The organism is Rhizobium aureum, assembly GCF_030182495.1.
GTDB classification, from domain to species: Bacteria; Pseudomonadota; Alphaproteobacteria; order Rhizobiales; family Rhizobiaceae; genus Rhizobium; species Rhizobium tropici_C.
On sequence record NZ_JAQJCI010000005.1, the window covers coordinates 331316 to 356131 of the forward strand.

Annotated in this window: 23 protein-coding genes and 1 pseudogene; 10 read left to right on the forward strand and 14 right to left on the reverse strand. The window is 59.3% G+C overall.

Annotated features, from left to right (window positions below; all coding sequences use genetic code 11):
• Nucleotides 1–4: 4 nt before the first annotated feature.
• Nucleotides 5–496: a tRNA (cytidine(34)-2'-O)-methyltransferase gene (locus tag PH552_RS15705; RefSeq protein ID WP_112340687.1), complete on the reverse strand. Its 492-nt coding sequence runs from the start codon at nucleotides 494–496 to the stop codon at nucleotides 5–7.
• Nucleotides 497–889: 393 nt separating this feature from the next.
• On the opposite strand from PH552_RS15705, the gene PH552_RS15710 reads away from it, so the two are divergent.
• Complete coding sequence (locus PH552_RS15710) at nucleotides 890–2743, forward strand: ABC transporter ATP-binding protein (RefSeq protein ID WP_285166101.1); 1854 nt, start codon at nucleotides 890–892, stop codon at nucleotides 2741–2743.
• A 40-nt stretch (nucleotides 2744–2783) separates the two neighbouring features.
• Here PH552_RS15710 and PH552_RS15715 read toward each other — a convergent pair whose 3' ends face one another.
• Both PH552_RS15715 and PH552_RS15720 read right to left on the reverse strand, forming a co-directional pair.
• The gene (locus PH552_RS15715) at nucleotides 2784–3059 is read right to left on the reverse strand and encodes a type II toxin-antitoxin system RelE/ParE family toxin (protein WP_285166173.1); all 276 of its coding nucleotides are present in this window, start codon (nucleotides 3057–3059) and stop codon (nucleotides 2784–2786) included.
• The gene (locus tag PH552_RS15720; protein ID WP_285166103.1) at nucleotides 3059–3334 is read right to left on the reverse strand and encodes a CopG family ribbon-helix-helix protein; all 276 of its coding nucleotides are present in this window, start codon (nucleotides 3332–3334) and stop codon (nucleotides 3059–3061) included. Before PH552_RS15720 ends, PH552_RS15715 begins: the two co-directional genes overlap by 1 nt.
• 206 nt (nucleotides 3335–3540) lie before the next feature.
• On the opposite strand from PH552_RS15720, the gene PH552_RS15725 reads away from it, so the two are divergent.
• Nucleotides 3541–5403, forward strand: coding sequence for an ABC transporter ATP-binding protein (locus PH552_RS15725; RefSeq protein ID WP_285166104.1), 1863 nt, complete (start codon nucleotides 3541–3543; stop codon nucleotides 5401–5403).
• A gap of 12 nt (nucleotides 5404–5415) precedes the next feature.
• Here PH552_RS15725 and PH552_RS15730 read toward each other — a convergent pair whose 3' ends face one another.
• The gene (locus PH552_RS15730; RefSeq protein ID WP_285166105.1) at nucleotides 5416–6387 is read right to left on the reverse strand and encodes an endonuclease/exonuclease/phosphatase family protein; all 972 of its coding nucleotides are present in this window, start codon (nucleotides 6385–6387) and stop codon (nucleotides 5416–5418) included.
• 468 nt (nucleotides 6388–6855) lie between these two features.
• Here PH552_RS15730 and petA point away from each other — a divergent pair, with 468 nt between their 5' ends.
• The 4 genes from petA to PH552_RS15750 all read left to right on the forward strand — a co-directional run bounded on the left by petA (nucleotide 6856) and on the right by PH552_RS15750 (nucleotide 10276).
• Entirely contained in the window at nucleotides 6856–7434 is a 579-nt protein-coding gene (gene petA, locus PH552_RS15735; RefSeq protein WP_112340691.1) for a ubiquinol-cytochrome c reductase iron-sulfur subunit, read from the forward strand.
• Between the two features lie 14 nt (nucleotides 7435–7448).
• Nucleotides 7449–8729 carry a cytochrome b gene (locus tag PH552_RS15740; protein WP_112340692.1) on the forward strand — a complete coding sequence of 427 codons (1281 nt, stop codon included), beginning with the start codon at nucleotides 7449–7451 and terminating at the stop codon, nucleotides 8727–8729.
• A 21-nt stretch (nucleotides 8730–8750) separates the two neighbouring features.
• Nucleotides 8751–9617 (forward strand): cytochrome c1, encoded by an 867-nt coding sequence (locus PH552_RS15745; protein ID WP_285166106.1) that lies wholly within the window; start codon nucleotides 8751–8753, stop codon nucleotides 9615–9617.
• Nucleotides 9618–9733: 116 nt separating this feature from the next.
• On the forward strand, nucleotides 9734–10276 hold the full coding sequence (locus PH552_RS15750) for an adenine phosphoribosyltransferase (protein WP_113251094.1): 543 nt from the start codon (nucleotides 9734–9736) through the stop codon (nucleotides 10274–10276).
• A 47-nt stretch (nucleotides 10277–10323) separates the two neighbouring features.
• Here the strand turns inward: PH552_RS15750 and PH552_RS15755 are convergent, their stop codons facing one another.
• From PH552_RS15755 to ychF, 3 genes are all read right to left on the reverse strand, one after another.
• The gene (locus PH552_RS15755; protein WP_285166107.1) at nucleotides 10324–10791 is read right to left on the reverse strand and encodes a MaoC family dehydratase; all 468 of its coding nucleotides are present in this window, start codon (nucleotides 10789–10791) and stop codon (nucleotides 10324–10326) included.
• Entirely contained in the window at nucleotides 10788–11252 is a 465-nt protein-coding gene (locus tag PH552_RS15760; RefSeq protein WP_285166108.1) for a MaoC family dehydratase, read from the reverse strand. The genes PH552_RS15755 and PH552_RS15760 overlap by 4 nt, the downstream gene beginning before the upstream one ends.
• A gap of 138 nt (nucleotides 11253–11390) precedes the next feature.
• Complete coding sequence (gene ychF, locus PH552_RS15765) at nucleotides 11391–12494, reverse strand: redox-regulated ATPase YchF (RefSeq protein WP_285166109.1); 1104 nt, start codon at nucleotides 12492–12494, stop codon at nucleotides 11391–11393.
• Between the two features lie 236 nt (nucleotides 12495–12730).
• Between ychF and clpS the strand changes: the two genes are divergently transcribed.
• Nucleotides 12731–13042, forward strand: coding sequence for an ATP-dependent Clp protease adapter ClpS (gene clpS, locus PH552_RS15770; RefSeq protein ID WP_285166175.1), 312 nt, complete (start codon nucleotides 12731–12733; stop codon nucleotides 13040–13042).
• Nucleotides 13043–13072: 30 nt separating this feature from the next.
• Here clpS and PH552_RS15775 read toward each other — a convergent pair.
• The 5 genes and pseudogenes from PH552_RS15775 to PH552_RS15795 all read right to left on the reverse strand — a co-directional run.
• Nucleotides 13073–13537, reverse strand: a pseudogene (locus tag PH552_RS15775) (GNAT family N-acetyltransferase); the annotation flags it as partial.
• 1 nt (nucleotide 13538) lies between these two features.
• On the reverse strand, nucleotides 13539–14255 hold the full coding sequence (gene pth, locus PH552_RS15780; RefSeq protein ID WP_285166110.1) for an aminoacyl-tRNA hydrolase: 717 nt from the start codon (nucleotides 14253–14255) through the stop codon (nucleotides 13539–13541).
• A gap of 73 nt (nucleotides 14256–14328) precedes the next feature.
• Entirely contained in the window at nucleotides 14329–15060 is a 732-nt protein-coding gene (locus PH552_RS15785; protein WP_285166112.1) for a substrate-binding periplasmic protein, read from the reverse strand.
• Between the two features lie 14 nt (nucleotides 15061–15074).
• Nucleotides 15075–17441: an EAL domain-containing protein gene (locus PH552_RS15790; RefSeq protein ID WP_285166113.1), complete on the reverse strand. Its 2367-nt coding sequence runs from the start codon at nucleotides 17439–17441 to the stop codon at nucleotides 15075–15077.
• A 246-nt stretch (nucleotides 17442–17687) separates the two neighbouring features.
• Nucleotides 17688–18305 carry a 50S ribosomal protein L25/general stress protein Ctc gene (locus PH552_RS15795; RefSeq protein ID WP_285166114.1) on the reverse strand — a complete coding sequence of 206 codons (618 nt, stop codon included), beginning with the start codon at nucleotides 18303–18305 and terminating at the stop codon, nucleotides 17688–17690.
• Between the two features lie 298 nt (nucleotides 18306–18603).
• Between PH552_RS15795 and PH552_RS15800 the strand changes: the two genes are divergently transcribed.
• The 3 genes from PH552_RS15800 (at nucleotide 18604) to PH552_RS15810 (ending at nucleotide 22879) form a co-directional block, all read left to right on the forward strand.
• Nucleotides 18604–20046, forward strand: a complete 1443-nt coding sequence (locus PH552_RS15800) for a hypothetical protein (RefSeq protein ID WP_285166115.1) — start codon at nucleotides 18604–18606, stop codon at nucleotides 20044–20046.
• A gap of 111 nt (nucleotides 20047–20157) precedes the next feature.
• Nucleotides 20158–21618 (forward strand): hypothetical protein, encoded by a 1461-nt coding sequence (locus tag PH552_RS15805; protein ID WP_285166117.1) that lies wholly within the window; start codon nucleotides 20158–20160, stop codon nucleotides 21616–21618.
• A 25-nt stretch (nucleotides 21619–21643) separates the two neighbouring features.
• Entirely contained in the window at nucleotides 21644–22879 is a 1236-nt protein-coding gene (locus PH552_RS15810) for an MFS transporter (protein WP_285166118.1), read from the forward strand.
• Nucleotides 22880–22894: 15 nt separating this feature from the next.
• Here the strand turns inward: PH552_RS15810 and PH552_RS15815 are convergent, their stop codons facing one another.
• Both PH552_RS15815 and PH552_RS15820 read right to left on the reverse strand, forming a co-directional pair.
• Complete coding sequence (locus PH552_RS15815) at nucleotides 22895–23827, reverse strand: ribose-phosphate pyrophosphokinase (RefSeq protein WP_112340706.1); 933 nt, start codon at nucleotides 23825–23827, stop codon at nucleotides 22895–22897.
• 105 nt (nucleotides 23828–23932) lie between these two features.
• The gene (locus PH552_RS15820) at nucleotides 23933–24799 is read right to left on the reverse strand and encodes a hypothetical protein (RefSeq protein WP_285166119.1); all 867 of its coding nucleotides are present in this window, start codon (nucleotides 24797–24799) and stop codon (nucleotides 23933–23935) included.
• Nucleotides 24800–24816 lie beyond the last annotated feature (17 nt).

Genomic DNA, 24816 nt, shown 5'->3' on the forward strand with positions numbered 1-24816 from the left:
ACATTCAGGCCAGGTGCGGCCCCGGTGCGGTCAGCGGCGGCCATTGCGTTTGCCGCAAGGCTTCCCCCGATATCATGGCGGCTGACATCGCAACATTGATGGAGCGTTGGCCCTCGACCATGGGGATCAGCACGCGGCCATCGGCCTTTTCATGCACATGCTCCGGCACGCCGGCGCTTTCGCGGCCGAAGAGGAGAATATCGTCGTCGCGGTAAGCAAAATCCGTGTAGCGCTGGGCCGCCTTCGTTGAGGCCAGCACCAGCCGCCGTCCGCTTTCCTGCCTCCATGCCTCGAAGCGCTCCCAATTGACGTGTCTGGTCAGGGTGACAGTGGCAAGATAATCCATGCCGGCGCGCTTCAGATTGCGGTCCGATATGTCGAAGCCGGCCGGCTCGATAATGTCGACGCCGAGGCCGAGGCAGGCGGCGAGCCGCAGGATCGTGCCGGTGTTGCCGGGAATGTCGGGTTGGTAAAGGGCGATGCGCAGTTTTGTCATATGCTGCAACTAGCGAAATCGCCTGGATTTGTCTCAGATTTTTCGCGCACCCTTCATTTCCGTGATCTCTCCCATAAAGAGAATTGAAGGATTCAGCCCATTTTTCAGGCATATTTCGCTTTTCAAACAGGAAAAGTCGCGCTAAAAGACGGGCGCTCTACAACTTGCGAAAGAAGGAGGCACAGATGGATATCTTGTTTGTGATAATGCGCCTCCAGGCCGTGAACACACGGATTTGACTGGCGCTACAAGGCGCGTATTCGCAAGTACCCCCTTTCTTTAAGTCATTGCGCGGCCGGCATGGCCTCGTTGTTTTATCTTCCGGCCACCATATGAGTCTGCGATCTTTCAGCGCAGTGGGTGGTCGAAGGGTCGAGTCTCTGGAGCATTTCAATGTTTAGCTGGTTCGAACGCCGACTAAATCCATTCCCGAGCGAAGTGCCGGATACGCCGCCGCGCGGCCTCTTCGCCTTCTGCTGGCATTATTCCAAGCCGGCGCTGCCGTGGCTCATCGCCATGAGCATTCTCACCATGTCGATCGCTATAGGCGAGGTGGCGCTGTTCCAGTTCCTCGGCGATATTGTCGACTGGTTGACGAAGGCGGACAAGGCGACCTTCCTGCAAACGGAATGGCCCAAGCTGTTCTGGATGGGGGCGATGGTGCTGATCGGCTTGCCGGCTGCGGCGATCCTCGACAGCTTCATCATGCACCAGGTGCTGCTCGGCAACTATCCGATGATTGCGCGCTGGCAGATGCATCGCTTCCTGCTGCGCCACAGCATGACCTTCTTCGCCAACGAGTTTGCGGGCCGCGTCGCCACCAAGGTGATGCAGACCTCGCTTGCCGTGCGCGAAACGGTCATGAAGATCCTCGACGTCTTCGTCTACGTCTTCACCTATTTCCTGTCGATGATCCTCGTCATCGCGGCAGCCGACTGGCGGCTGATGATTCCGATCCTGCTCTGGCTCGGCGTCTATGTCGCCATCGTCGCTTACTTTGTGCCGGTGCTGCGCAAGATCGCAGCGCAACAGGCCGATGCGCGATCGATGATGACGGGCCGTGTGGTCGACAGCTACACGAATATCGCCACGGTGAAGCTGTTTTCGCATGCGGGCCGCGAGGAGACCTATGCCAGGGCCGGCATGGAGGAATTCCTCGATACCGTGCACAAGCAGATGCGCAAGGTGACGCTGTTCCACGCCTCGGTCTATTTCAACAACTGCGCGGCGCTGTTCATCGTCTCGGCTCTTTCGATCTGGTTCTGGCTCAACGGCTCGATCTCCGTCGGCTCCATCGCCATTGCCATCGGCCTTGCCATGCGCGTCAACGGCATGTCGCAGTGGGTGATGTGGGAGGTTTCGGCGCTCTTCGAAAATATCGGCACCGTCTATGACGGCATGGAGATGATGACGAAGCCGCACGATATCGTCGACAAGCCGGCGGCATCGCCAATCGTGGCCAAGCAGGGTGCGATCCGCTTCGACCACATTCGCTTCCATTACGGCAAGGCGAAGGGTGTCATGGAAGACCTGACCCTCGATATCCGCGCGGGCGAAAAGGTCGGTCTTGTCGGCCGTTCCGGTGCCGGCAAGACGACGCTGATGAACTTGCTGCTGCGCTTCTACGATCTGGAGGGCGGCCGCATCACCATCGACGGCTACGATATTGCCGGGGTAACGCAGGACAGCCTTCGCTCGATGATCGGCGTGGTGACGCAGGATACATCGCTGCTGCACCGCTCCATCCGCGACAACATCGCCTACGGCCGTCCGGACGCGACCGACGAGGACATCATCCAGGCGGCCAAGCGCGCCAATGCCTGGGACTTCATCGAAGGTCTGGTGGATATGCATGGCCGCACCGGGCTCGACGCGCAGGTCGGCGAGCGCGGCGTCAAGCTTTCCGGTGGCCAGCGCCAGCGTATCGCGATCGCCCGCGTCTTCCTCAAGGATGCGCCGATCCTGGTGCTCGACGAGGCAACCTCGGCGCTCGATTCCGAAGTGGAAGCGGCGATCCAGGAAAACCTCTTCGCGCTGATGCACGGCAAGACGGTGATCGCCATCGCCCACCGCCTGTCGACGCTGACCGAGATGGACCGCCTCGTCGTCCTCGACAAGGGCCGGATCATCGAGATGGGCACGCATCAGGAACTCGTTCAGGAGGGCGGCATCTATGCCGAACTCTGGAGCCGGCAATCGGGTGGCTTCCTCGCCGACCACGAAGAGGTCGAGGCGGCTGCGGAGTGATGAAGGGAACATTGGGGCGCTTCGGCGCCCCATCATTGTTTCAACGATCTTCTCGTCCGTGCCATATGCGCAGAATGAAAACAGTCGAGCCTGCAATTTCATAGCGCATTTCATAAGCGCCTACCAGGATGCGCCCGACGTCGCGAGGCTCGAATTCTTCAAGTCTTTCCCCGATGCGCGGATGCTGAAGGAGCTGCAGCGGAGCGGATGAAAGAGTTTGTGCGGCTCTGATTGCCGCAGGCCTGTTGACCGGTGCCAGAAAGTCGTAGACGCGGATCAAATCGGATTGTGCTTTCGCAGTCCACTTGATTTCGATCAACGGGATTGAGCCTCGTCTTCCGACGTGCCCAAGCTGCGCACCCAATCCCCAATAAGCTGATGGTCGACAACATTCCCGGCATCCACATCGGCCAGTGCTTCAAGTGTCAGCCTTTGACGCTCTTCCTGCAGAGCGACCCAATCATTGAGTGCTTGCTTCACGATCCATCCCCGGGAGCGCTCCAGCCGAGCGGCTATCTGGTCAACTTTTTCCGCCAACGACAGCGGAACATGTGTCGTCAGAACTTTCGTATCGGCCGTCTTGTTGTTCATTTCGATCGCGTCCTATCCCTTGCTATAAAATAGGCGAATGACGGATTTTGTATAGATTTTATCGGATTCAATCTTTCTGATTAAGGTTGATTAAATCAGCTATGACGAACGGAACTCAAGTGCGCGGCTGAACATGAAGAAAATATAAGCCTTTCTGCGGCACGCCATGAGTTTGCGCGTGTCTCAAAATTCCCTATATCGCTGGCATGCTCATCCGCTCCGTATATCGTCTCTTCGAGACCTGGATTGATCCCTATTACCGCAGCGGCGATCTCCGGCCGCCGCGGTCGCTCGGCGCGTTCATCTGGTATTATGTCAGCCAGGCCAAGGGGCCTTTCCTGGCGATGGCGGCGCTCGGCGGGGCCGTCGCCATGCTCGAAGCGGCGCTGTTCTGGTTCGTCGGCCATCTCGTTGATATCCTTGACAAGGTGAAGCCGGGCGAGGGGTGGAGCGGGCTGCTTGCCGGCCACGGCGCGACGCTGCTCGGCATGGTTTTCGTCGTCCTTGTCGTGCGTTTCGTGGTGGTCAGCCTCGGTGCATTGGTCGAGGAGCAGGTGGTCGTGCCGGGGTTTCTCAACCTCGTGCGCTGGCAGGCCTACCGGCATGTGGCGAGACAATCCGTCGAGTTCTTCCAGAACGATTTTTCCGGCCGCGTCGTCACCAAGGTCTGGTCGGCAGGGCAGGCGACGGGCGATCTCGTTGTCTCGCTGCTGCAGGTCGTCTGGTTCATCATCATCTATGCGGCATCGACCATCGCGCTGGTCGGCGGACTGGATTGGCGGCTTGCGCTTGTGATTGCGGTCTGGATCGGTGTCTTCTCCATGCTTGCGCGCTATTTCGTACCGCGCATCCGCAGGCATGCGCGCAATGCGGCCGAAGCGTCATCGATGCTGAACGGCCGCATGGTCGATGCCTATGCCAACATTCAGACGCTGAAGCTCTTCGGCCGCGAAGAACAGAACGACTATTACATCCGCAATGGCTTCGACCGCTTTCAGGCGGCCGTCATGCCGTTTACGCGATTGCTGACCGGCGTGCGTTCGTCGCTTGCGCTGCTCTCCGGCGTCATGATCACCACCATTGGCGCGCTGGCTGTCCATCTCTGGCTATCGGGCGAAATTTCGACCGGCGGCGTCGCCTTCACACTCAGCATGGTGCTGCGGTTGAACATGCTCTTCGGCCGCATGATGGCGCAATTCAACGCCATCATGCGCAACCTCGGCACGATCCAGAATTCGGCCGAAATGATCTCCGAACCGATTGGCCTTGTCGACCGGGCAGATGCCAGGGACCTGACGATCACGGGCCCCGAAATCCGTTTCGACAATGTGACTTTTCACTATGGGCGCGGCGGGGGTGTCATCGACAATTTTTCCCTCAACGTCGCCGCCGGCGAGAAGGTCGGCATCGTCGGCCGCTCGGGTGCGGGCAAGACGACGCTCGTCAATCTGCTGCTGCGCTTCTATGATCTCGAGGGCGGCCATATCCTGATCGACGGCCAGGACATCGCCGCGGTGCGGCAGGAATCTCTGCGCGGCGCGATCGGCATGGTGACGCAGGATACGGCGCTGCTCAATCGCTCCATTCGCGACAACATCCTTTTCGGCCGTCCCGATGCCACAGACGAGCAGATGGTGGAAGCGGCGCGGCAGGCCGAGGCGGATCGTTTCATCACCGCTCTGGAGGATCAGAAGGGGCGCACCGCCTATGCCGCCCATGTCGGCGAGCGCGGCGTCAAGCTTTCAGGCGGCCAACGCCAGCGCATCGCGATCGCGCGCGTCATGCTGAAGGACGCGCCGATTCTGGTGCTCGACGAGGCGACATCGGCGCTGGATTCGGAGGCCGAGGCCGTGCTGCAGTCCAACCTCGATGTGCTGATGAAGGGCAAGACGGTTCTCGCCATCGCGCACCGGCTCTCGACCATCGCCAAGCTCGACCGGTTGATCGTCATCGACAAGGGCAAGATCATCGAAGAGGGGACGCATGACGAGCTGATTGCCCGCGGCGGCCTCTATTCCGAGCTCTGGGCCCGTCAATCCGGCGGCTTCATCGCGGCGGATGCCGATTGACAAGCATCGGGCCTAATTGATCGCGGCGTCGTTTGAACGACCGCTGCGAGGCACGCTGAAGTCCGTCATCAAGCCAAAATGGTTCGAGCCCATAGCGTCGCGAATCTGCTTGACCGATATCAGCCTCAGTGGCGCGCGGGCGAAGACGTGATCGATGCTGACGCCATAGGCACCTAAAGCGATCGGCCAGGTCGCAGGTTCGGGGAAGGCATGGCGAAGGCCCGTCGCGGCCAGGAACTCGCGCACGTCGGGAGCGATGACCGACGCGTTGAAATCTCCTGCGAGAATCAACGGCCCTTTCACGTCGTTAAGGGCCGGAGCGAGGAGGCCGAGTTCGATCTGGTGGAATGCATCGAAATAGGGTTTGCTCAGATGCACCGAGGCGAAATTCACGGGCTGGCCGTCCATGTCGATGGCGGCCAGAATGAAGCGATTGTCCCAGAGGCTGCCGAGGCTGCGCATCAGCTGACTTTGGAACGGCCTTTTCGACAGCAGCAGGGAGTCGCAATCGGTGGTCATTACGCCGCAACCGATGCGGTAAGGATAGACCTTGGTGATGCGGTCCATCTCGGAAAGGATTGGCCCCGCCTCAAAAATTTCGACGACATCGGCTTTCGAGGTGATAACGAAATCGGCGATGCGGGCGCCGTTTTCGAAATTGCTATCCTCGATGTTGAAGGATAGGAGTCTGAAATTTTTGCCACCTGCCTCTGCCGACGCAACGAGGGAAGACGCCGCGTATTCCTGGCGCATGAGGAGCGAATGGACCAGCAGCACGGTTCCGGCCGCCGTCAGGAACAGCGCGTACCAGTGACGCTTGAAGACGAATGCGATCAAGGCAAGCAGGATCGCAAAGAGGCTTAAGTGGGTCTGCAGGCTTTCGAAGAAGGCCAGCAACCAGGAATCGGCGATATAGCGCGCCGCAAGGATTCCCAGCGCCAGCGTGGCGAGAACGCACAGAACGCAATAAATCGTGTGTCTCATGGCAAGTTCTCGTGCTTCATGTTCCGATGTTTTGACGGCACAAGGCAACAGTGACAATCGTCCACAAATCGCAAGACAAATCTATTTGGTTTTAAGAGGTAAAGGCTCATGCTGACGATGGACAAAGCTGCGATGATCACGCGGACTTTTGCGCTGCAGCATTGAAATTATTGCTTATTTTGCGATGCGGCAGGAAGGAATACTATATGAATCCACTGTTTTTTCATGCGCTTAACCTTCACGCTGCCGGGAGGGGGAGCTTGAGCTTCGAACCTGCGACGCAATAGCGCGATTTTGCCGCGACATTGTGCCCTCTCCCCTTGCCAAGACTGGACATAATTTGCGATCAAGCTTAGAACGCAGCGGGTTACGGAGGAATCTATGGCGGAATTATGGTCGCATTGATTCGCCGTTAGTGAGAGGGGTACCGCGGTTTTGCCGTGGTTTGCGGGAAGAGGATGTGCAGCCTTGAGCGAGCATAGTACGACAGTTGATTCCACCGGCGAGCCGACTCGTCGCGATTTCCTTTATTTGACGACAGGCATGGCCGGCGCGGTGGGTGCAGCTGCCGTCGCATGGCCGTTTATCGACCAGATGCGGCCGGACGCATCGACACTCGCTCTTGCATCCATCGAAGTCGACGTGTCGAGCCTGGAGCCTGGCATGTCCCTGACCGTGAAGTGGCGGGGCAAGCCCGTCTTCATCCGCAACCGCACGCAGAAAGAAATCGACGATGCCAAGGGCACGCAGCTTTCGGATCTGAAGGATCCGATCGCTCGCAACGCCAATCTTCCGTCCGATGCACAGGCAACCGACGTTGCCCGTTCGGCCGGCGAGGGCAAGGAAAACTGGCTCGTCATGATCGGCGTCTGCACCCATCTGGGTTGCATCCCGCTCGGCCAGGCAGGTGAATATGGCGGGTGGTTCTGTCCCTGCCATGGTTCGGTCTACGATACCGCCGGTCGCATCCGCCATGGGCCTGCGCCGCAGAACCTCTTCATACCGCAATATGCGTTTACGTCGGAAAAGAAGATCAAGGTCGGTTGAGGGGGAGCTGAATCATGAGTGGTCATTCGTCTTACGAGCCATCCACAGGGCTCGAAAAATGGGTCGACGCGCGGCTTCCGCTGCCGCGTATGGTCTATGATAGTTTCATCGCCTATCCGGTCCCGCGCAATCTGAACTATGCCTATACGTTCGGCGCCATGCTCTCCGTCATGCTGCTTTTGCAGATCCTGACCGGTGTCGTTCTTGCCATGCATTATGCGGCCAATACGGCGATCGCCTTCAATTCGGTCGAAAAGATCGTCCGCGACGTCAACCACGGCTGGCTTCTGCGCTACATGCATGCCAACGGCGCGTCCTTCTTCTTCGTGGCCGTCTATCTCCATATCGCCCGCGGTCTCTACTACGGCTCCTACAAGGCGCCGCGCGAAATCCTCTGGATTCTCGGCGTGATCATCTACCTGCTGATGATGGCGACTGCCTTCATGGGCTACGTACTGCCCTGGGGTCAGATGTCCTTCTGGGGTGCGACTGTTATCACCGGTTTCTTCTCGGCCTTTCCATGGGTCGGCGACTGGATCCAGACCTTCCTGCTCGGCGGCTTTGCCGTCGACGATCCGACGCTCAATCGCTTCTTCTCGCTGCACTACCTGCTGCCGTTCATGATTGCTGGTGTTGTCATCCTGCACATCTGGGCGCTGCATGTGACCGGCCAGACGAACCCCACCGGCGTCGAAGTCAAGCTGAAGACGGATACAGTGGCCTTCACGCCCTATGCGACGCTGAAGGATGCACTCGGCGTCTCCATCTTCCTGCTGGTCTTCGCCTATTTCGTCTTCTACCTGCCGAACTTCCTCGGCCACGCTGACAACTACATTGCGGCCAATCCGCTGAAGACGCCGGCCCACATCGTTCCGGAGTGGTACTTCCTGCCGTTCTACGCGATGCTGCGCTCGATCACCTTCAACATCGGGCCGATCGATTCCAAGCTCGGCGGTGTCTTGACGATGTTCGGCGCGATCATCGTGCTGTTCTTCCTGCCGTGGCTCGATACGTCGAAGGTTCGTTCGGCCGTCTATCGCCCGTGGTACAAGCTGTTCTTCTGGCTGTTCATTGCCGACGCCGTCCTGCTCGGCTGGCTTGGCTCGCAGCCGGCGGAAGGCATCTACACCACGGCCGCGCAGTTCGCGACGCTGTTCTACTTCCTGTTCTTCCTCGTCGTCATGCCGGTGCTTGGCATAGTCGAGACACCGAGGCGCATTCCGAATTCGATTACGGAGGCGGTTCTTGAAAAGCAGGGCGTCAATAAAAAAGACGCCGTCGCGATGAGCGCCTGAGCGGTTGGAAGGAAGAAAACGATGAAAAAGATTGTTGCCGGCCTTCTCTCGCTTGCCCTGATCGGCGGCTCCATGACGATAGCCGCCATGGCGGCGGAGACGAAACCAGCCGCAGAGAACGAAACGCCGCATTATCCGCTGAAGGAGCCGCGCGAGCAGCATTGGACCTTCGCCGGCCCGTTCGGCTATTACGACAAGGCCCAGCTGCAGCGTGGTCTCAAGGTCTATACTGAAGTCTGTTCCGCCTGCCATTCGATGAAGCTGGTGGCTTACCGCACGCTGGAAGATCTCGGCTATACGGAAGCCCAGGTGAAGGCCTTTGCCGCCAATTACGAAGTGCAGGACGGGCCAAACCCCCAGGGCGAGATGTTCACCCGCAAGGCACTTCCGTCGGACCATTTCAACTCGCCGTTCCCGAACGACGAGGCTGCCGCGGCCTCCAACAACGGAGCGGTGCCGCCTGACATGTCGCTGCTTGCCAAGGCGCGTGAAGTCGAACGCGGCTTCCCGCAGTTCATCTTCGATATCTTCACTCAGTATCAGGAAGGCGGCCCGGACTATATCTACTCGCTGCTGACTGGCTATGAAGAGCCGCCGGCTGGCTTCAAGGTGCCGCAGAACTCGCACTACAATCCGTATTTCGATGCGGCCGCGACCTTTGCGATGCCGAAGCCGCTTTCGGATGGACAGGTGACCTACGATGATGGCGCGCCGCAGACCGTCGATCAGTATGCGCGCGATGTGTCCGCATTCCTGATGTGGACATCCGAACCGCATCTGGAAGACCGTAAGCATCTCGGCTTCATGGTCATGGTGTTCCTGTTGATCTTCTCGATATTGATCTATCTGACCAAGCGCTCCGTCTATGCCAAAGCCGGCGCTCACTGAGTATTGTGATGCTTCAACGAAAAGGCGGCCCGTCGAGGCCGCCTTTTTTGTTGGTATGGAGCGCTGGTCTTGATAGGGTGCGGCCGGCCCTATCATAGCCTGAGAGTACGTATTTCATGAACACCATTGCTTCGGAGCTCGCTGCCAGCATCCGCTCCATTCCGGATTATCCCAAACCCGGTATCATCTTCCGCGACATCACCACGATGCTTGGTGACGCCAGGGCATTCCGCCGTGCTGTCGATGCGCTGGTGCAGCCTTACGCCGGCACGAAGATCGACAAGGTCGCTGGAATGGAGGCGCGCGGCTTCATTCTGGGCGGCGCGGTGGCGCATCAGCTGTCATCCGGCTTCGTGCCGATCCGCAAGAAGGGCAAGCTGCCGCACGATATCGTCCGCATCGCCTACAGCTTGGAATATGGGGTGGACGAGATGGAGATGCATCGCGATGCCGTCAATCCGGGCGAGAGGGTCATTCTCGTGGACGATCTCATCGCAACGGGCGGCACCGCCGTCGGCGCGACGAAGCTTCTGCGGCAGATTGGAGCCGAAGTGGTTGCCGCCTGCTTCGTGATCGATTTGCCTGATCTCGGCGGCCGCAAGAAGCTCGAAGAGCTCGATGTGCCGGTTCATACGCTGGTGGAATTCGCCGGACACTGAGTATGCTCGTTAGACTGGCGGGGCCGCGTCGACGGCACCGCCGGCCGCTATTCGAAGGCCAGCACGGTGCTTTCGAAGCGCAGGGCCGGGAGGCCATGCTGATTTATGCCATCGCAGCTGAGTGTGTAGAGCGCCCAGCCGGGGCGCGAGGCGAGTGGCCGGCTGCCGAGGATCGCAACGCCATAGCTGATCGTGTCGCCGGCAAAGACCGGCCTTAGCCATTGCAGGTTCTTGAACCCCGGAGAGGGACCAAGATTGGGCGGCGTCTTGCCCTCGGCGATCAGCCGTGCGGTCTCAGACTTCCAGTAATCGACGAAAGTGCGCATCCACATGGAGCAACTATGCCAACCGGAGGCGCAGAGCCCGCCGAATAGGGATTGCTTCGCCGCTTCAGCATCCATGTGGAAGATCTGCGGATCGAAGCGCGAGGCAAAATGGATGATGCTCTCCGGCGTAAAGGCATGGCTGCCGATGTCGATGCGTTCGCCGACAGCGTAGACGTCGCTCAACTTCATGCCGAAACCTCCGCGACGCTGCGCATGCGGATCATGACCGCGTTCTCTCCGAGGCAGACGAGTTCGCCGCGCTGGTTCTCGACCTCATGGCGAAACTTGACGATGCCGATGCCTGGACGAGAGCGCATAGGGCGTATCTCGACGACGATGGACCGGCCTGAGAGAGTATCTCCGGCCAGAACCGGCTTCTTCCATTCCATGAAATCGATGCCAGGCGCGCCCTGCGCGTCGGTAGCGAGGAGGTAGGAATCGCACATCATGCGCATGAACATGGATGAAGTATGCCAGCCTGAGGCTGCGAGGCCGCCGAGAATACTGGCGCGGCCTGCCTCCTCATCCAGATGCATTGGTTGAGGATCGAATTCCCTAGCGAATTCTATGATCTCCGCCGCCGTCACATGTCTAGGGCCGAGCGGAAATTCCCGTCCCGGCTGAAAGTCTTCGTAGACGAGTTTCGTCATCTTTCCTTCCATCCTCCCATTCTGCCTATGGGCCATCGCATCTGGGTGGCGATGGCGCAAGCATTTTCGTGGTCGCAGGGAGGGCAAAGATCTGCAGCCGAGCCGGCGCTCCGGTGGGCGCCGGCAGCCGAAAAGCAATCAGGTATTGAAGCGGAAGTGGATGACGTCGCCGTCCTGGACGACGTATTCCTTGCCTTCGTCGCGCGCCTTGCCAGCTTCCTTGGCGCCGGTCTCGCCATTGTAGGCGATGTAATCGTCATAGGCGATCGTGTTGGCGCGGATGAAGCCGCGTTCGAAATCCGAATGGATGACGCCGGCGGCCTGCGGCGCCTTCGTGCCCTGTTCGATGGTCCAGGCGCGCGTTTCCTTCGGTCCCACCGTGAAATAGGTGATGAGGTGCAGGAGCTTGTAGCCGGCGCGGATCAGGCGGTCGAGGCCGGCTTCGTCGAGGCCGAGCGCGGAAAGGAATTCCTTCGCCTCTTCGTCGGGCAGCTGCGCCACTTCCGCCTCGATGGCGGCGGAAATGATGACGGCTTCCGAATTCTGCTCCTTGGCCATGGCGGCGACGGCCGCCGTATGCTCGTTGCCGGTCGCGGCATCGCCCTCGGCGACGTTGCAGACGTAGAGCACCGGGTGCGAGGTCAGAAGGTTCAGGCTCTTGAGAATGCGGATCTCTTCGGCGTCGAGTTTCGACAGCAGCGTGCGCACCGGCTTGCCTTCCTGAAGCAGCTTCAACGAGGCTTCCATGATCGGCAGCATCGCCATGGATTCCTTGTCCTTGCCGGTGGCGCGCTTGCGCGTCTGCTCGGTACGGCGCTCAAGGCTCTCGAGATCGGCGAGCATCAGCTCGGTCTCGATCGTTTCGGCATCGGCGACGGGATTGATGCGGCCCTCGACATGGGTGATGTCGCTGTCTTCGAAGCAGCGCAGCACATGCACGATGGCGTCGACCTCGCGGATATTGGCGAGGAACTGGTTGCCGAGGCCTTCACCCTTTGACGCGCCGCGCACGAGGCCGGCAATATCGACGAAGGAGATGCGCGTCGGGATCAGTTCCTTCGACTTGGCGATGTCGGCGAGCTTGCGCATGCGCGGGTCGGGAACGGCGACTTCGCCCGTGTTCGGCTCGATCGTACAGAACGGATAGTTCGCCGCCTGTGCCGCCGCCGTCTTGGTCAGCGCGTTGAACAGAGTGGACTTGCCGACATTCGGCAGCCCGACGATACCGCATTTGAAACCCATGGCACCTTGTCCATATCTTGAAAATCTTTGCAGTGCCTATGGGGGAAGGGCCGTTGCGGGTCAAGTCTTGTGCGGGCAAGGAGGCTTTTTTCTGCCGAAAGGGAGGCGGGAGTCGCTCGAATGCCCTTTTGCCTTCCCTAAGAGATGCCGTCGTCCTTGAACCGCGTGGTGCGCTGCACTATAATTTCTCCCTATTAGCCCAAAGCCTCTTTCCCCTGTCGTCAACGGTGATGCCGATGAGTGACAATGATGTTGTCCTGAAACCGAAGACTAAAACCAAGTCCAAGGTCGAAAGGCCGAAGCTCTATAAGATCATTCTCGTGAACGACGATTATACGCCGCGGGAATTCGTGATCATGGTGCTGAAGGCCGTCTTCCGCATGAGCGAGGAGACCGGCTATCGCGTTATGATGACGGCGCATAAGCTCGGCACTTGCGTGGTCATGGTCTGCGCGCGGGATATTGCCGAGACGAAGGCGCAGGAGGCGGTCGATCTTGCCAAGAGCGCCGGTTTCCCGCTGATGTTCACGACAGAGCCCGAAGAATAGGAATGACTGCGACCCGTAGGTCGCCGAGGTACGGCGGACCTGGAAGCCGGTCTTATCCTGCTTGAAGCCGCAATTGGCATAGAAGCGTAGCGTTGCTGGATTTTTCGAGCCGGTCAGCAGCATGACCTTGTAGCAGTTCCTCTCCCAGGCGATTGCGAATGCCTTGCGGATGACCGTGCCGGCGAGACCGCGTCGCCGATAATCGGCGTGGGTCACCACATTCTCGATCAAGGCATAGGGCGCGCCGCCGCGCGTGAGATTTGGGATGACGGTCAGCGTCACGGAAGAGACGGCCTTGTCGCCATCAAAGGCGGCGAGGATCGTCATGCCGGGATGGGCAAGGATTTCCGCAAGGCGGCTCTCCGCCAGCCCTAGCTCCAGCACCGGATCTTCCGCGTTCAGGTGCTGGTAAAGTGCAAGCAGCGTCGGCAGGTCCGCCATCGCAACCGGCCTAATGGGGAGATTAGCGACGTCTTCGAAGGCTGTCTGCGACATCTCAATTGTCCTTCTTGCCGAACATCCTCTTCAGCATTTCCGCCATGGGACCGGTTTCCGGAATCTTCGGCTGGCTGTGATTGCGTGCCTGGTGGATATGGGACTTGGCCGGTGCCTTCTTCTCCGGCCTTGGCCTGTCCTCTTCCGCCTTGCCGCCCAGGGCAAGCGCGATCTTGTTCATCAGCTGCGAATCCTCGCCGCGCACCAGCATGTCGGCGTTGTCGGCAAGTGCGTCGAACAGCGGTTCCAGCCAGCTTTGGTCCGCTTTGGCGAAATCGCCGAGAACGTGGTTGTGCACCAGCTCCTTGACACCGGGATGACCGATGCCGAGGCGCAGGCGTCGATAGTCCTTGCCGCAATGGGCGTCGATCGATTTGATGCCGTTGTGTCCGCCATGACCGCCGCCGGTCTTCAGCCGCGCCTTGCCCGCCGGCAGATCCAGTTCGTCGTAGATCACCACGAGGTCGGAGGGTTGGAGCTTGTAGAAGCGCATGGCTTCGCCAACGGCTTCGCCCGAGAGATTCATGAAAGTCTGCGGCTTGATGAGCAGCACCTTCTGGCCGGCGAGCTCGCCTTCGGCAATCTCCGCCTTGAACTTCTTCGACCAGGGCGAAAAGTTATGGCGGCGATAGATCGCATCCACGGCCATGAAGCCGATATTGTGGCGGTTGCCCTGATATTTGGCGCCCGGATTGCCGAGGCCAGCGATGAGAAGCATGCGCTTCACCCCTTGGAAAATATCGATGCCCTTCACCACAGGGATTTGGCGGCAAAGTCAAGGCGGGATGCGGTCAGTCGCCGAGGTTGAGGCCGTACTTCAGGTAAATCTGCTTTTGCGTTCCGTCGGCGATCTGCGCATTCAGCGCCGCCTGCATCCTGTTCAGAAGGTCGGTCGGGAAATCCTTCTGACAGGCGATCCCCATGGGCTGCTGGGAAAGGATGGTCACCTTCTCCACGGCATTCCCCTGGGCTTTCAGCTTGTCGAAATAGAATTCCGAAATCGGCATCAGGTCGATGCGATCGCTCATCAGTTTCTTGAGCGTGGCCTTGAAATCGCTGCCCACGTCGATGCGCGGGAAATTGTTCCGGCGCAGTATCGTCTCCGTATAGTCCTCCCGCCAGGTGCCGACGAGATATTTCCTGGCTTCGTCGATGGTGGCGGCGGCAATCTTCGAGCCGCTATGCTTGATCAGGATACTGCGATCGATCAGCAACGGTTGCACCCATTTAAAGAGCGGATCGCGTTCTTCATTGTGGGCGGTCGCAAAGACACAGGTCATGGGTTCCGCCAGCGCCTCATTATAGGCCCGCGCCCAGGGCATGATGGCGATGGTATAGTCGACGCCGATATCGGCCATCACCTTCTGCACCTGTTCGGTGATCGCTCCGACAGCCGTCTTGCCTTCGCGATAATTGAAAGGCGGATATTCCTCGGTGGTGAAATGAACTGTTTCGGCGCGGGCCGGAGAGAAAAGGAATAGCGAAAACAGGCTGATTGCAATCGTGAGCAGCGGCTTTCGCATGCGGTTCCTCATCGCTATGACGCTTGCGCTATGGGTGAAGGATAATCCTGCTGCTGGCTGACGAGCGTCTTTGCCAGTATATCCGGATGCAGCGGCCGATAGAACAGGTAGCCTTGGCCGTAATCAATGCCCATGGTGCGCAGCGTCGCGCACTCCTCTTCGGTTTCCACGCCTTCGGCGATGACCGTGCAGTTCATCTTGTGCGACAGCGTGGTGATGCTTTCGACGAGCATGCGGCTCTTGGAGCTGACATCGGATGCGGTATCGTTGATCGCGCGGATGAAGGACTGATCGATCTTGATGATATCGACCGGGAAGCGATTGATATAGCTGAGCGATGAATAGCCAGTGCCGAAATCGTCGAGTGCGATGCGGCAGCCGTAGCGGCAGATCTCGTTGATGACCATGCGTGTCTCCGGATTGTCGTCCATGAGCACGGCTTCGGTAATTTCGACGACGATGCGCCGGGCAGGAACGTCATAGCTCGAAAGCAGGGCGGCAATGCGCAGCGGCAATTCGGGCTCGAATTGCAGGGGCGAGAAGTTGATGGCGAGATAAGTGTCCTGCATGCCATCGAGACGCGACAGGCGCGCGAAATTGGCGATCGCCTTTTCCATGATGCGGTTGCCGATGCGAATGATCGAGCCTGTCTCTTCGGCGACCTCGATGATGCGGGCAGGGGGCAGGATACCCTTCTGCGGATGGTGCAGGCGCATCAGCGCCTCGAAGCCGGCGATCGAACGGTCGTCGATATTCACCACCGGCTGCAGATAGGCCTCGAACCAGTCCTCCGCGAGGCCGGCTTCGATGTGGCTTTCCAGTTCGGCGCGGCGGCGCGAGTCGTCGAGCATGCCGTTGTCGAAGATCTGTGCGCCGTTCTTGCCGTCGCGCTTCTTGGCATACATTGCGATATCGGACTTCAGCAGCAGTTCGGCCGCATTGGCCGCATGGCGCGGATAGATGGCGATGCCGATGCTGGCGCTGAGGCGCGCATCGCCATGGAACGGCGCTTCGAAGATTTCGGCGATGCGGGAGGCCATCTCCATAGCTCTCGCTTCGGCGTTTTCCGCCAGCAGCAAGATCGCGAATTCATCGCCCCCCAGGCGGGCGGCGATGTCACCCGATTTCAGGCATGTCTGCAGGCGGGAGACGAGCTCGCGCAGGGCCGCGTCGCCGGCAGCATGGCCCATATTGTCGTTGATCCATTTGAACCGGTCGAGATCGATGAAGAGACAGGCAAGTTCGCGCTGGCGCAGATCGGCCTCGTTGATCTTGGCGTCCAGTGCGGTCTCGAAGCCCTGACGGTTGAGGAGGCCGGTCAGGTGATCGGTGATGGCCTGCCGGAGGTTCTTGTCCTCGGACTGCTTGAGCTCGGTGACGTCGGTCATGACGGAAAGCGAAAGGCCGTCCTGGATCGCGGTGGTCTCCAGAATCAGGACGTCCATCACCCGTCCGTTCCGGCACAGGAACTTGACGGTGACCGCTAGACGGGCGGCGGTATCGGGATTGCTGTTCTTGCGCTCGACATACTGAGCCCGCGATTCCGGCAGGACCAGGCTTGCAAACTCGCGGCCGATCACCTCGGTGCGGCCATAGCCGGTTGTGGCGAGCCAGTAGTCGCTGACGGCGGCGATGCAATCGTCCTTGTCGAGGGAAAAAAGCATGGCGGGCGTCAGGTTATAGGTATCGGTGGCGCGGCGATGGGCAAGCTTCAGTTCGGTTTCCTCGCGTTGCAGCTTGCTCTGCATATCGTTGAAACTGCTGGCGAGCCGCCCCATTTCGTCGTTCGACTGCCAGTCGACATGATGACGAGAGCCGAGCCGCCGTGTTGCCTCGATGGCATGCGTCAGGCGCATCAACGGCTGGATGACGAAAATACGGTTGCCGATCAGCGCCGCGCCGAAGACCGTCAGCACGGCGAAGATGAAGATGGATATGAAGACGATTTCCTCGTTCTTCAAACCATCGAAGAGGCCGAGCTGGGGATAGAAGACCGTGATGGTGCCGAGCCTCTTGGTGCCGTCCACGCCGTTGTAGACGATCGGCCGCGCAATGGACTCCAGATTGCCCTTGTAGGATTTCGGAATAGTGGATTGGGTGACGTCGAGCTGGCCGGAGAGATCGCGCACATTGACCCGAACGATCGCGCCTTCGGCGACCGTCGTGGCGCTGATCTGGGTGACGCTATCCTCATCCAGATCCCACAGCGGTTTCGCAAGCGCCTGGGCATTGGCGACGAGCAGGACGGTTATATGATCCTTGATTTCCTTCTCGGCGCGTTCGGACGACAGGAAAAGAAAAAGGATGAAGAGCGGCGCTACGAAAACCAGCAGCGCACCGCAGACGATCGCGAAAAACCTGTTTTCGACCGAATGGCTCATTGTTCCGTTTGCTCCGCAAGCCACAGACCAGCGGATCTTGGGGGCCGCTTTCTACAACTCTTTCGCGTAGATTTTCATGAATCTGTTAAATGTTGCTGAAATTCTGGGGTTAATGGAAATCAACGATAGTATAGATTTCAAGACGTTTATATTTTTAATTTCTCTAATATTTGTTTTCGAGCATAAAAAACCCGCCTTCCCCAAAAAGGGGAGGCGGGTTTCGATGCCTTAGGTTGAAGATGCCAATCAGGCGCTGGCTTCTTCACCGCCTTCTGCTTCTTCTTCAGCAAGACCGGCTGCCGGGGCAACGATCGTTGCGATCGTGAAGTCACGGTCGGCGATGACCGGGGTCACGTTCTTCGGCAGCTTGACGGCCGAGATGTGGACGCTGTCGCCGCTCTTCAGGCCGGTCAGGTCGACGGTGAAGAATTCCGGGATCGCATCGGCCGGGCAATGGACTTCGACTTCGTGGCGAACGATGTTCAGCACGCCGCCAGCCTTGAGGCCCGGGGACTTCTCGTGGTTTTCGAAGTGAACCGGGATTTCGACGGTGACCGCGGTGTTGCCGGAAACGCGCAGGAAATCGACGTGAAGCGTGAAGTCACGGACCGGATCGAGCTGGTAGTCCTTCGGCAGAACCTTGATCTTCTTGCCGTCGACGTCGATCGTTGCGATCGTCGTGAGGAAGCCGCCGGCGTGGATGCGCTTCGTCACCTCATTGGTGTTGAGAGCGATGGAAATGGGGGCCTGCTTGTCACCATAGATGACAGCGGGAATCAAACCGTTGCGGCGAAGTTCACGGGCGGACCCCTTACCAACCCGTTCGCGCGCCTCGGCCTTGAGCTCGTAGCTTTCGTGGCTCATGGCTATTCCTTTCGAGGTTATTTGGAGAGTTCATCCGATCGGCCAGTGCCCTGTCGGCTGAACTGGAGGAGGGCATGCCCTGCCTCATCCGCGTTGCCTCCAAGGGTGTCTACGCGGACGCGTGGCGTATAATACAAAGCGGCCAAAGGTGCAAGCACCTCGGAATGCGAAGCTTTGTGGTGGCCTTGCAACGGCTGAGACAAGCCTGCGATACCGTGTCTATCAACGCCTTGACATATACCGTCGGCCCCATCAACAGTCGAATTCAATCGATCAGGGTCAGAAAGTGAGGTCGGGCATGCGCTCTAGGGTTATTGCCGCCGCCGTTTTTTCCATAGGTCTTGCCGGCGCGCCGCAGGCTGCCGAGATTAATGAGCAGGGCGCCAGGGAACTTCGCAATATCCTCACCCAACCGCTCTCGCAGGATCTTGCCCGCAGCGATTTCGTAACCGTCAAGCCGGTGGGCGACCAATACGAGATTGTCTACGATCTCGCGAAGTTCTTCGACAAGATCAATTCCCGCGCCTTTTCGGTTACGGGCTTTAAACCGCTCTCCCTCTTCGCGCGGCCTCTCGAACAAGGGAGATGGCACCTGACGGGCGACAACAGTCTCGATGTCGCCCTGCATTCGCCGACTTCCGACCTTGCCTATTCCATTGCTTCCAACTCCTTCGACGGGATTTTCGATCCGAGGATCGAGATGATGCGGTCAATGGGCATCAAGAGCAGTGGTGTGAAATTCTCCAGCGTCGGTAGCGGCCCAAAGAGCGGGCGCAAGCTCGATGCCACCATCGACAGCCTCTCTTTCGCTCACACCGTCACCGACAGCAGCGAAGCCGGCAAGGTCGACCTGCAATTGCAGGGGACGCTGCAGCGTCTGAGCGAGCAATTCACCGTGCGGCCGGATGGCTCGCCCGTCACCTTCAGCGCCGACAGCGTCGATACGAACCTCACCGCCACCAGCCTGCCGGCGAAAGACCTGCGCGCGCTCATTCGCTTCTTCGTTCAGCACGTCAAGGCCAAGCAACTTTCCGAAAGCGGCAGCGAGAAGTTCGAGCAGCTGGTGCATCGCGCCTTGCCGGTTTTCGGATCGCTCAACAAGACCGTCACCCTCAACGATGTCCTGGTGGTGACCGACAAGGGCAAGGTCGGCGTGAAGCGCATCGACTACAGCTTCAAGATGGATGGCCTGACCAAGGCCTCCAACGTCAATCTGGAGTTGCGGGCCGAGCAGGTCACGCCGGATTCGGGTTTCGTTCCGGCGGCTTATTCGGCATTCCTTCCGTCAACGCTCGACGTGCAGCTCGGTGTCCCCAACATCAACTTCGAGGGTCTTATCGATACCGGGCTCGATGCGATCGCCCCGCATGCCGCGCCGGTTTCCGGCGAGGCGTTGAAGCGGACGATGTTCCCGAGCGGCTATGGAACGCTGGAGTTTCCGAAGATCAGCGCCACTTCAGGCGTCTATGATGTCGAGATTTCCGGCGCGCTGAAAGGTTCGACCAAGCCGCATACCGGCTATTCGCTACAGGCGACGATCCTGGCGCGCGATTTCGACAAGACGGTTGCCGCCATCCGGGATGCCGCCAAGGCGGAACCGCGCCTGAATAAAGTTTCTTTTGGCTTGCTTGCCGCCAAGGGTTTTGCCAAGACCGATCCCGACGGTCGTCTACGCTGGGACATCGCGATGGATGAAGACCGCACAATGACGGTCAATGGTCAGGTGATGAAGAAGCCTTGATGTCTGGGGAGCAGGCCGATGGATCGGGGCGGCAATAGGGTTTCATTCGAAAGACCGCCCGGTCCTTTTCGAATTTTCACATTTCTTTTCCATCATATTTGGGGGTGAATTATGCGTTTCAAAGCGATTGCTGCAGCGACTGTCGTCGCTGCCGGCGTTATTGGCGGTGTGCAGGCGGCTGAGGTCAGCGAGCAGGGTGCGAAGGATCTCTATGGCAACCTGACCTATTTCCTGCCTGACGATATCGCCAAGAGCGGTGCAATCTCCGTCAAGCCGGTCGGTGCGAATTATGAGGTGACTTATGATCTGCAGAAGCTGCTCGACAAGTTGAATGTGAGCGGTTTCAACATCAGCGGACTCAAGCCTTTGATGATGCTGGCGACGCCGCTCGACAGCGGCCTTTGGAATATCGAAGGCAACAATGCCATGGACGTGACGGCGCGCTCCGAGCCTGGCAAGGGGTCTGACAGCGAGTTTCGCTATGCATTGGCCTCATCCACGGTCAAGGGCGTTTTCGATCCCGCGCTCCACTATCTGCGTTCGATGGAAATGAAGGGGCAGGGCCTTACCTTCGCCGCCAAGACGACCGACGAAAACAAGAGCGTTCAGAAGAACGACGCCACCGCCGAGAGCATCTCTTATGCGCTATCGTCGGCCGATAGCGGTGAGCCGGGCAGGCTCGATATCAAAATGGACGGCAGCCTGCAGTCGCTCTACAACAAGATCTCGTCGGATGACGAGACGCTGGGTGAAATCAAGATCGCGGCAATCGATTTCAACATGGGTGCGACGAAACTGCCCTTGAAGGCGGTGAACTCGTTGCTGCAGTTCGTCTCCGAGCACAAGGAAGAGAAGACGCTTTCGGATAAGGACAGCGAAGCACTCAAGGCCTTGGTTATGAATGCCATGCCGATCGTCGGCTCCTTCGATGAATCTGTTGCCATAAAGGACATCGCGCTTGCGACGCCGCTCGGTAATGGCGGGCTGCAGAAGATGGGCTACTCCTTCAAGATCGCCGGGCCTGCCGATGCCATGAACGCCGATTTCGGATTAAGTGCAGAAAAGCTTACTTTGGAAACGGGCATGGTACCCGAGGACTACGTCGCCTTCATTCCCGATACGGCCGATATTCAGGTGCAGGTACCGAGCCTGAACTTTACCGCCCTGATGAATGTCCTGAAGGACACCAATTTCAAGGAGCCGGACGGCAATAAGGCCATCGACGAGAAGCTGCAGAAGGCCATGTTCCCCGATGGGACGGTGACCATCAACTTCCCGAAAATCAGCGCCGTTTCCGGCCTTTATGATGTCGAGGCTTCCGGCAGCATGCGCAGCTGGCTGACCGAGAAGGATCGCGTCGCCATGAAGATGACGGTTTTTGCCCGCGATCTCGACAAGACGATCGCCGCCATCCAGGAGGCGGCAAAGACCAAGGCCGATCTTTCCCAGGTCTCTTTCGGCCTGATGATGGCCAAGGGTTTTGCCAAAACGGACGCGGATGGGCGCTCGCGCTGGGATATCGATCTTTCCGATGACGGTCACGTGTCGGTCAACGGTCAGGTCGTGAAGTAAGTCATCCTCAAATCAGAATGCGATCATGTTTGTCCTGAAGCCACTCAGCCAGCGCTCGATTTCGCTTCTATGGGCCGGTCAGGTGCTGGCGGCGACAGGCTCCGAATTCTACATGGTCGCGGTCGTCTGGATCGCGGCCGATTTCATCGGCAGCGATGCGGGATATGTGTCCGCGCTGCAATCCGGCGCGCTGCTGATCGGCAGTCTTTTCGGCGGCATCGTCACGGATCGTTGGCGCCACAGCACCACGATGATCGCGAGCGATCTCATGCGGGCGGCTCTGCTGCTGATGCTGTCGCTCGCCGGGCTTCTGCATATGATGAGCCTGCCGCTACTGATGGTGCTTGCCGGGTGCATCGCCTTGCTCACATCAGCATTCGATCCGTCGCTGCAGGCAACGCTGCCGAGGATTGCGGTCGATCCGGACGTCCGCCATGCGACAAACGGCCTGTTCGACGCCACCCGCCGCATGGCGCGCATTCTCGGCCCGAGCCTGATCGCACTGGTGAACGGGTTTCTACCGAAATCGCAATTCTTCACCGTGACTGCAGCGACTTTCGGGCTTTCGGCGCTTGCGGTCTGGCTGGCGGTGGCAAGGCTGCCGGCGGCCCCGCGACGGCGCGAATTTTCCGGAATGGCCGCTGTCGTGGATGGTGTTCTCGGTGGATGGCGCGCAGCGCGAGGCCATGCGGCGATCCTCTATGGCCTGTTCACCAACCTGATGGGAAATATCGCCTGGGCCATGGGAATCCTGCTCGGCATGATCCTGCATCTGCGCGAAACCAGCGCCGATCCGCTGACCGATTATAGCCTGATGATGACCGCTTATGGCGTCGGCAACCTGACGACAAATCTGATCCTAAGCAGCGTCAGGCCACGCCGGCCGGTGGTCTGGATCGTCGCGGCAAAGCTCATTTTCGGAGCAGGAGTCTTCCTGTTGCCGCTGATGCATGACCGCATATGGCTGATGATCGTCGCCTGCTTTGCGGCGATCAACGGTCCGTTCGAGAACCTTGCCATGCTGCATCTGATGCAGACGCGCAGTGAGCCGCATAGGCTGGCGCAGGTCTATCGTCTGCTGATGTGCGCGATCTTTACGGGCCTGCTTTTGGCCTATCTGATGTCGCCGAGCCTGTTTGCCTGGTTCGGCATCGGACCTTCGATCATGGGATCGGGGGCGGCCGTCTTCGTTTCCGGCCTGATCGGAATTGGTCTGCTGGCATGGAAGCAGGCACATCCGGCGAGCGCTAAGGCCGTCTGAAATGTCGTTCTAGCCTTAATCGAACAGGCTTGAAACCGATTCTTCCTGGCTGGTGCGGTTGATGGCTTCGCCGATGAGGGTTGCCGTCGTGATGACGCGGATGTTGGGCGCCGATTGCACGGCGGTCGTCGGCTGAATGGAATCGGTGATCACCAGTTCCTTCAGCTGCGAGTTGGCCACGCGCGTCACGGCGCCGCCGGAGAGCACGCCGTGGGTGATATACGCGGTGACGCTTGCCGCGCCCTTTGCGAGCAGAGCATCGGCCGCGTTGCAGAGCGTCCCGCCGGAATCGACGATGTCGTCGATCAGCAGGCAGTCTTTCCCTTCCACTTCACCGATGATGTTCATCACTTCGGATTCACCCGGGCGATCACGGCGCTTGTCCACGATCGCCAGCAGACAGTCGAGGCGTTTGGCGAGCGCGCGGGCGCGCACGACACCGCCGACGTCCGGGGAAACGACCATGACGTTGCCGATATCGTAATTCGCCTTGATGTCGCGCGTCAGGATCGGCAGCGCATAGAGATTGTCCGTCGGGATATCGAAGAAGCCCTGGATCTGGCCCGCGTGCAGGTCAAGCGTGAGAACGCGGTCGGCGCCTGCCTCGGTGATCAGATTGGCCACCAGCTTGGCCGAGATCGGCGTACGACCGGAGGCGCGGCGATCCTGGCGGGCATAGCCGAAATAGGGAAGGACCGCCGTGATGCGTCGCGCCGAAGAGCGCCGCATGGCGTCGATCATGATCAACAGTTCCATGAGATGATCGTTGGCCGGGAATGAGGTCGGCTGGACGACGAATACGTCCTCGCCGCGCACGTTCTCCTGGATTTCAACGAAGATTTCCTGGTCCGCGAAGCGCCTGACACTGGCCTTGCCTAAGGGAACGTTGAGATAATTGCAGATCGCTTCGGCGAGATGCCGGTTCGAATTGCCTGCGAAAACCTTCATTGTGGCCCGCCTGTTACCAACCTGATAGCCGCGCTTTTAACCGCCTTGCTCTCGAATGCAAGGGGGAGATGCGCGTTAGCTTTCATATTTCTGAAAAGCTTATGGCTATCCACCGTTGGAATCGCGCCAAGAATTGAATTCCGACATGGTTTTGGAGGCAATTTTCTGCATGACGGTCGGAGGAACGGCCGACCATGGGTCGCCGCGCTTCAGCGGCGTGCTTTCCGAACCCTGTATGCGGTGTACGCGGTTGCCGTTGCCATCGAGTACATCCCACACATAGGTCACCGAAATCTGCGGACCGTCCTCGAAAGCCGAGAGATAGCCCTTGAGAATATAGGCTGCGCTGGAATCGCTCGAGCTCTTGATCGTCAGGCCGAGGGCGCGGGCGTCGGCGCCGAGCTGGCGCGACAGCGGCGTGACGGCATCGACGGGCGCACCGATGATCGGCAGGAAACGGATGCTGTTGCCTCCGGCCGCAGCTGCCGGCGGCAGGGATGCCTGCTGTTGCGGCGGCTGATCATCCGCAGCCTGTTCCTGTTGTTGTGGTGGTGGCGGATCTTCCGACAGGCGCCGGTCGGCCTCGCGTTGCTCGTCGGCCTCTGAGAACTGATTGTTGGCAGGCGCGATGGATGCGGTACGGGAACCGTCGAGCGGGCGGGAGGCATAAGGATTGGTGCCGTTCGATTTCAGAGCCGATGCCTGTTCATCGAGCGTGCCGCCACCGCCGTAGGTTTGCGGCTGATAGGCTTGCTGCGAGGTCTGCTGCTGATAACCGTAGCTCTCCTGAGAGCCTTGATAGGTCTGGCGACGCTGGGGTGCCGCGGCCATGCGTTCGACATCGCGCTGCGTGACCGGGCTCGAGCCGGCATCGCCGATCGCCTCGGGCGGTGTCAGGGCGTCCGTGGTGTTGCAGGCGGAGAGCGCGAGGCAAATGCCGGCGACAGTCAACGTTATCCTGACCAATCCCATCGACGCGATCCTTTCTC

What these genes read in the sequence shown, in the direction of transcription:
- PH552_RS15705 (WP_112340687.1), bottom strand. Translation starts at nt 496, where the DNA reads ATGACAAAACTGCGCATCGCCCTTTACCAACCCGACATTCCCGGCAAC.
- PH552_RS15710 (WP_285166101.1), top strand. Translation starts at nt 890, where the DNA reads ATGTTTAGCTGGTTCGAACGCCGACTAAATCCATTCCCGAGCGAAGTG.
- PH552_RS15720 (WP_285166103.1), bottom strand. Translation starts at nt 3,334, where the DNA reads ATGAACAACAAGACGGCCGATACGAAAGTTCTGACGACACATGTTCCG.
- PH552_RS15725 (WP_285166104.1), top strand. Translation starts at nt 3,541, where the DNA reads ATGCTCATCCGCTCCGTATATCGTCTCTTCGAGACCTGGATTGATCCC.
- PH552_RS15730 (WP_285166105.1), bottom strand. Translation starts at nt 6,387, where the DNA reads ATGAGACACACGATTTATTGCGTTCTGTGCGTTCTCGCCACGCTGGCG.
- PH552_RS15740 (WP_112340692.1), top strand. Translation starts at nt 7,449, where the DNA reads ATGAGTGGTCATTCGTCTTACGAGCCATCCACAGGGCTCGAAAAATGG.
- PH552_RS15745 (WP_285166106.1), top strand. Translation starts at nt 8,751, where the DNA reads ATGAAAAAGATTGTTGCCGGCCTTCTCTCGCTTGCCCTGATCGGCGGC.
- PH552_RS15750 (WP_113251094.1), top strand. Translation starts at nt 9,734, where the DNA reads ATGAACACCATTGCTTCGGAGCTCGCTGCCAGCATCCGCTCCATTCCG.
- PH552_RS15755 (WP_285166107.1), bottom strand. Translation starts at nt 10,791, where the DNA reads ATGAAGTTGAGCGACGTCTACGCTGTCGGCGAACGCATCGACATCGGC.
- PH552_RS15760 (WP_285166108.1), bottom strand. Translation starts at nt 11,252, where the DNA reads ATGACGAAACTCGTCTACGAAGACTTTCAGCCGGGACGGGAATTTCCG.
- ychF (WP_285166109.1), bottom strand. Translation starts at nt 12,494, where the DNA reads ATGGGTTTCAAATGCGGTATCGTCGGGCTGCCGAATGTCGGCAAGTCC.
- clpS (WP_285166175.1), top strand. Translation starts at nt 12,731, where the DNA reads ATGAGTGACAATGATGTTGTCCTGAAACCGAAGACTAAAACCAAGTCC.
- pth (WP_285166110.1), bottom strand. Translation starts at nt 14,255, where the DNA reads ATGCTTCTCATCGCTGGCCTCGGCAATCCGGGCGCCAAATATCAGGGC.
- PH552_RS15785 (WP_285166112.1), bottom strand. Translation starts at nt 15,060, where the DNA reads ATGCGAAAGCCGCTGCTCACGATTGCAATCAGCCTGTTTTCGCTATTC.
- PH552_RS15790 (WP_285166113.1), bottom strand. Translation starts at nt 17,441, where the DNA reads ATGAGCCATTCGGTCGAAAACAGGTTTTTCGCGATCGTCTGCGGTGCG.
- PH552_RS15795 (WP_285166114.1), bottom strand. Translation starts at nt 18,305, where the DNA reads ATGAGCCACGAAAGCTACGAGCTCAAGGCCGAGGCGCGCGAACGGGTT.
- PH552_RS15800 (WP_285166115.1), top strand. Translation starts at nt 18,604, where the DNA reads ATGCGCTCTAGGGTTATTGCCGCCGCCGTTTTTTCCATAGGTCTTGCC.
- PH552_RS15805 (WP_285166117.1), top strand. Translation starts at nt 20,158, where the DNA reads ATGCGTTTCAAAGCGATTGCTGCAGCGACTGTCGTCGCTGCCGGCGTT.
- PH552_RS15810 (WP_285166118.1), top strand. Translation starts at nt 21,644, where the DNA reads ATGTTTGTCCTGAAGCCACTCAGCCAGCGCTCGATTTCGCTTCTATGG.
- PH552_RS15815 (WP_112340706.1), bottom strand. Translation starts at nt 23,827, where the DNA reads ATGAAGGTTTTCGCAGGCAATTCGAACCGGCATCTCGCCGAAGCGATC.
- PH552_RS15820 (WP_285166119.1), bottom strand. Translation starts at nt 24,799, where the DNA reads ATGGGATTGGTCAGGATAACGTTGACTGTCGCCGGCATTTGCCTCGCG.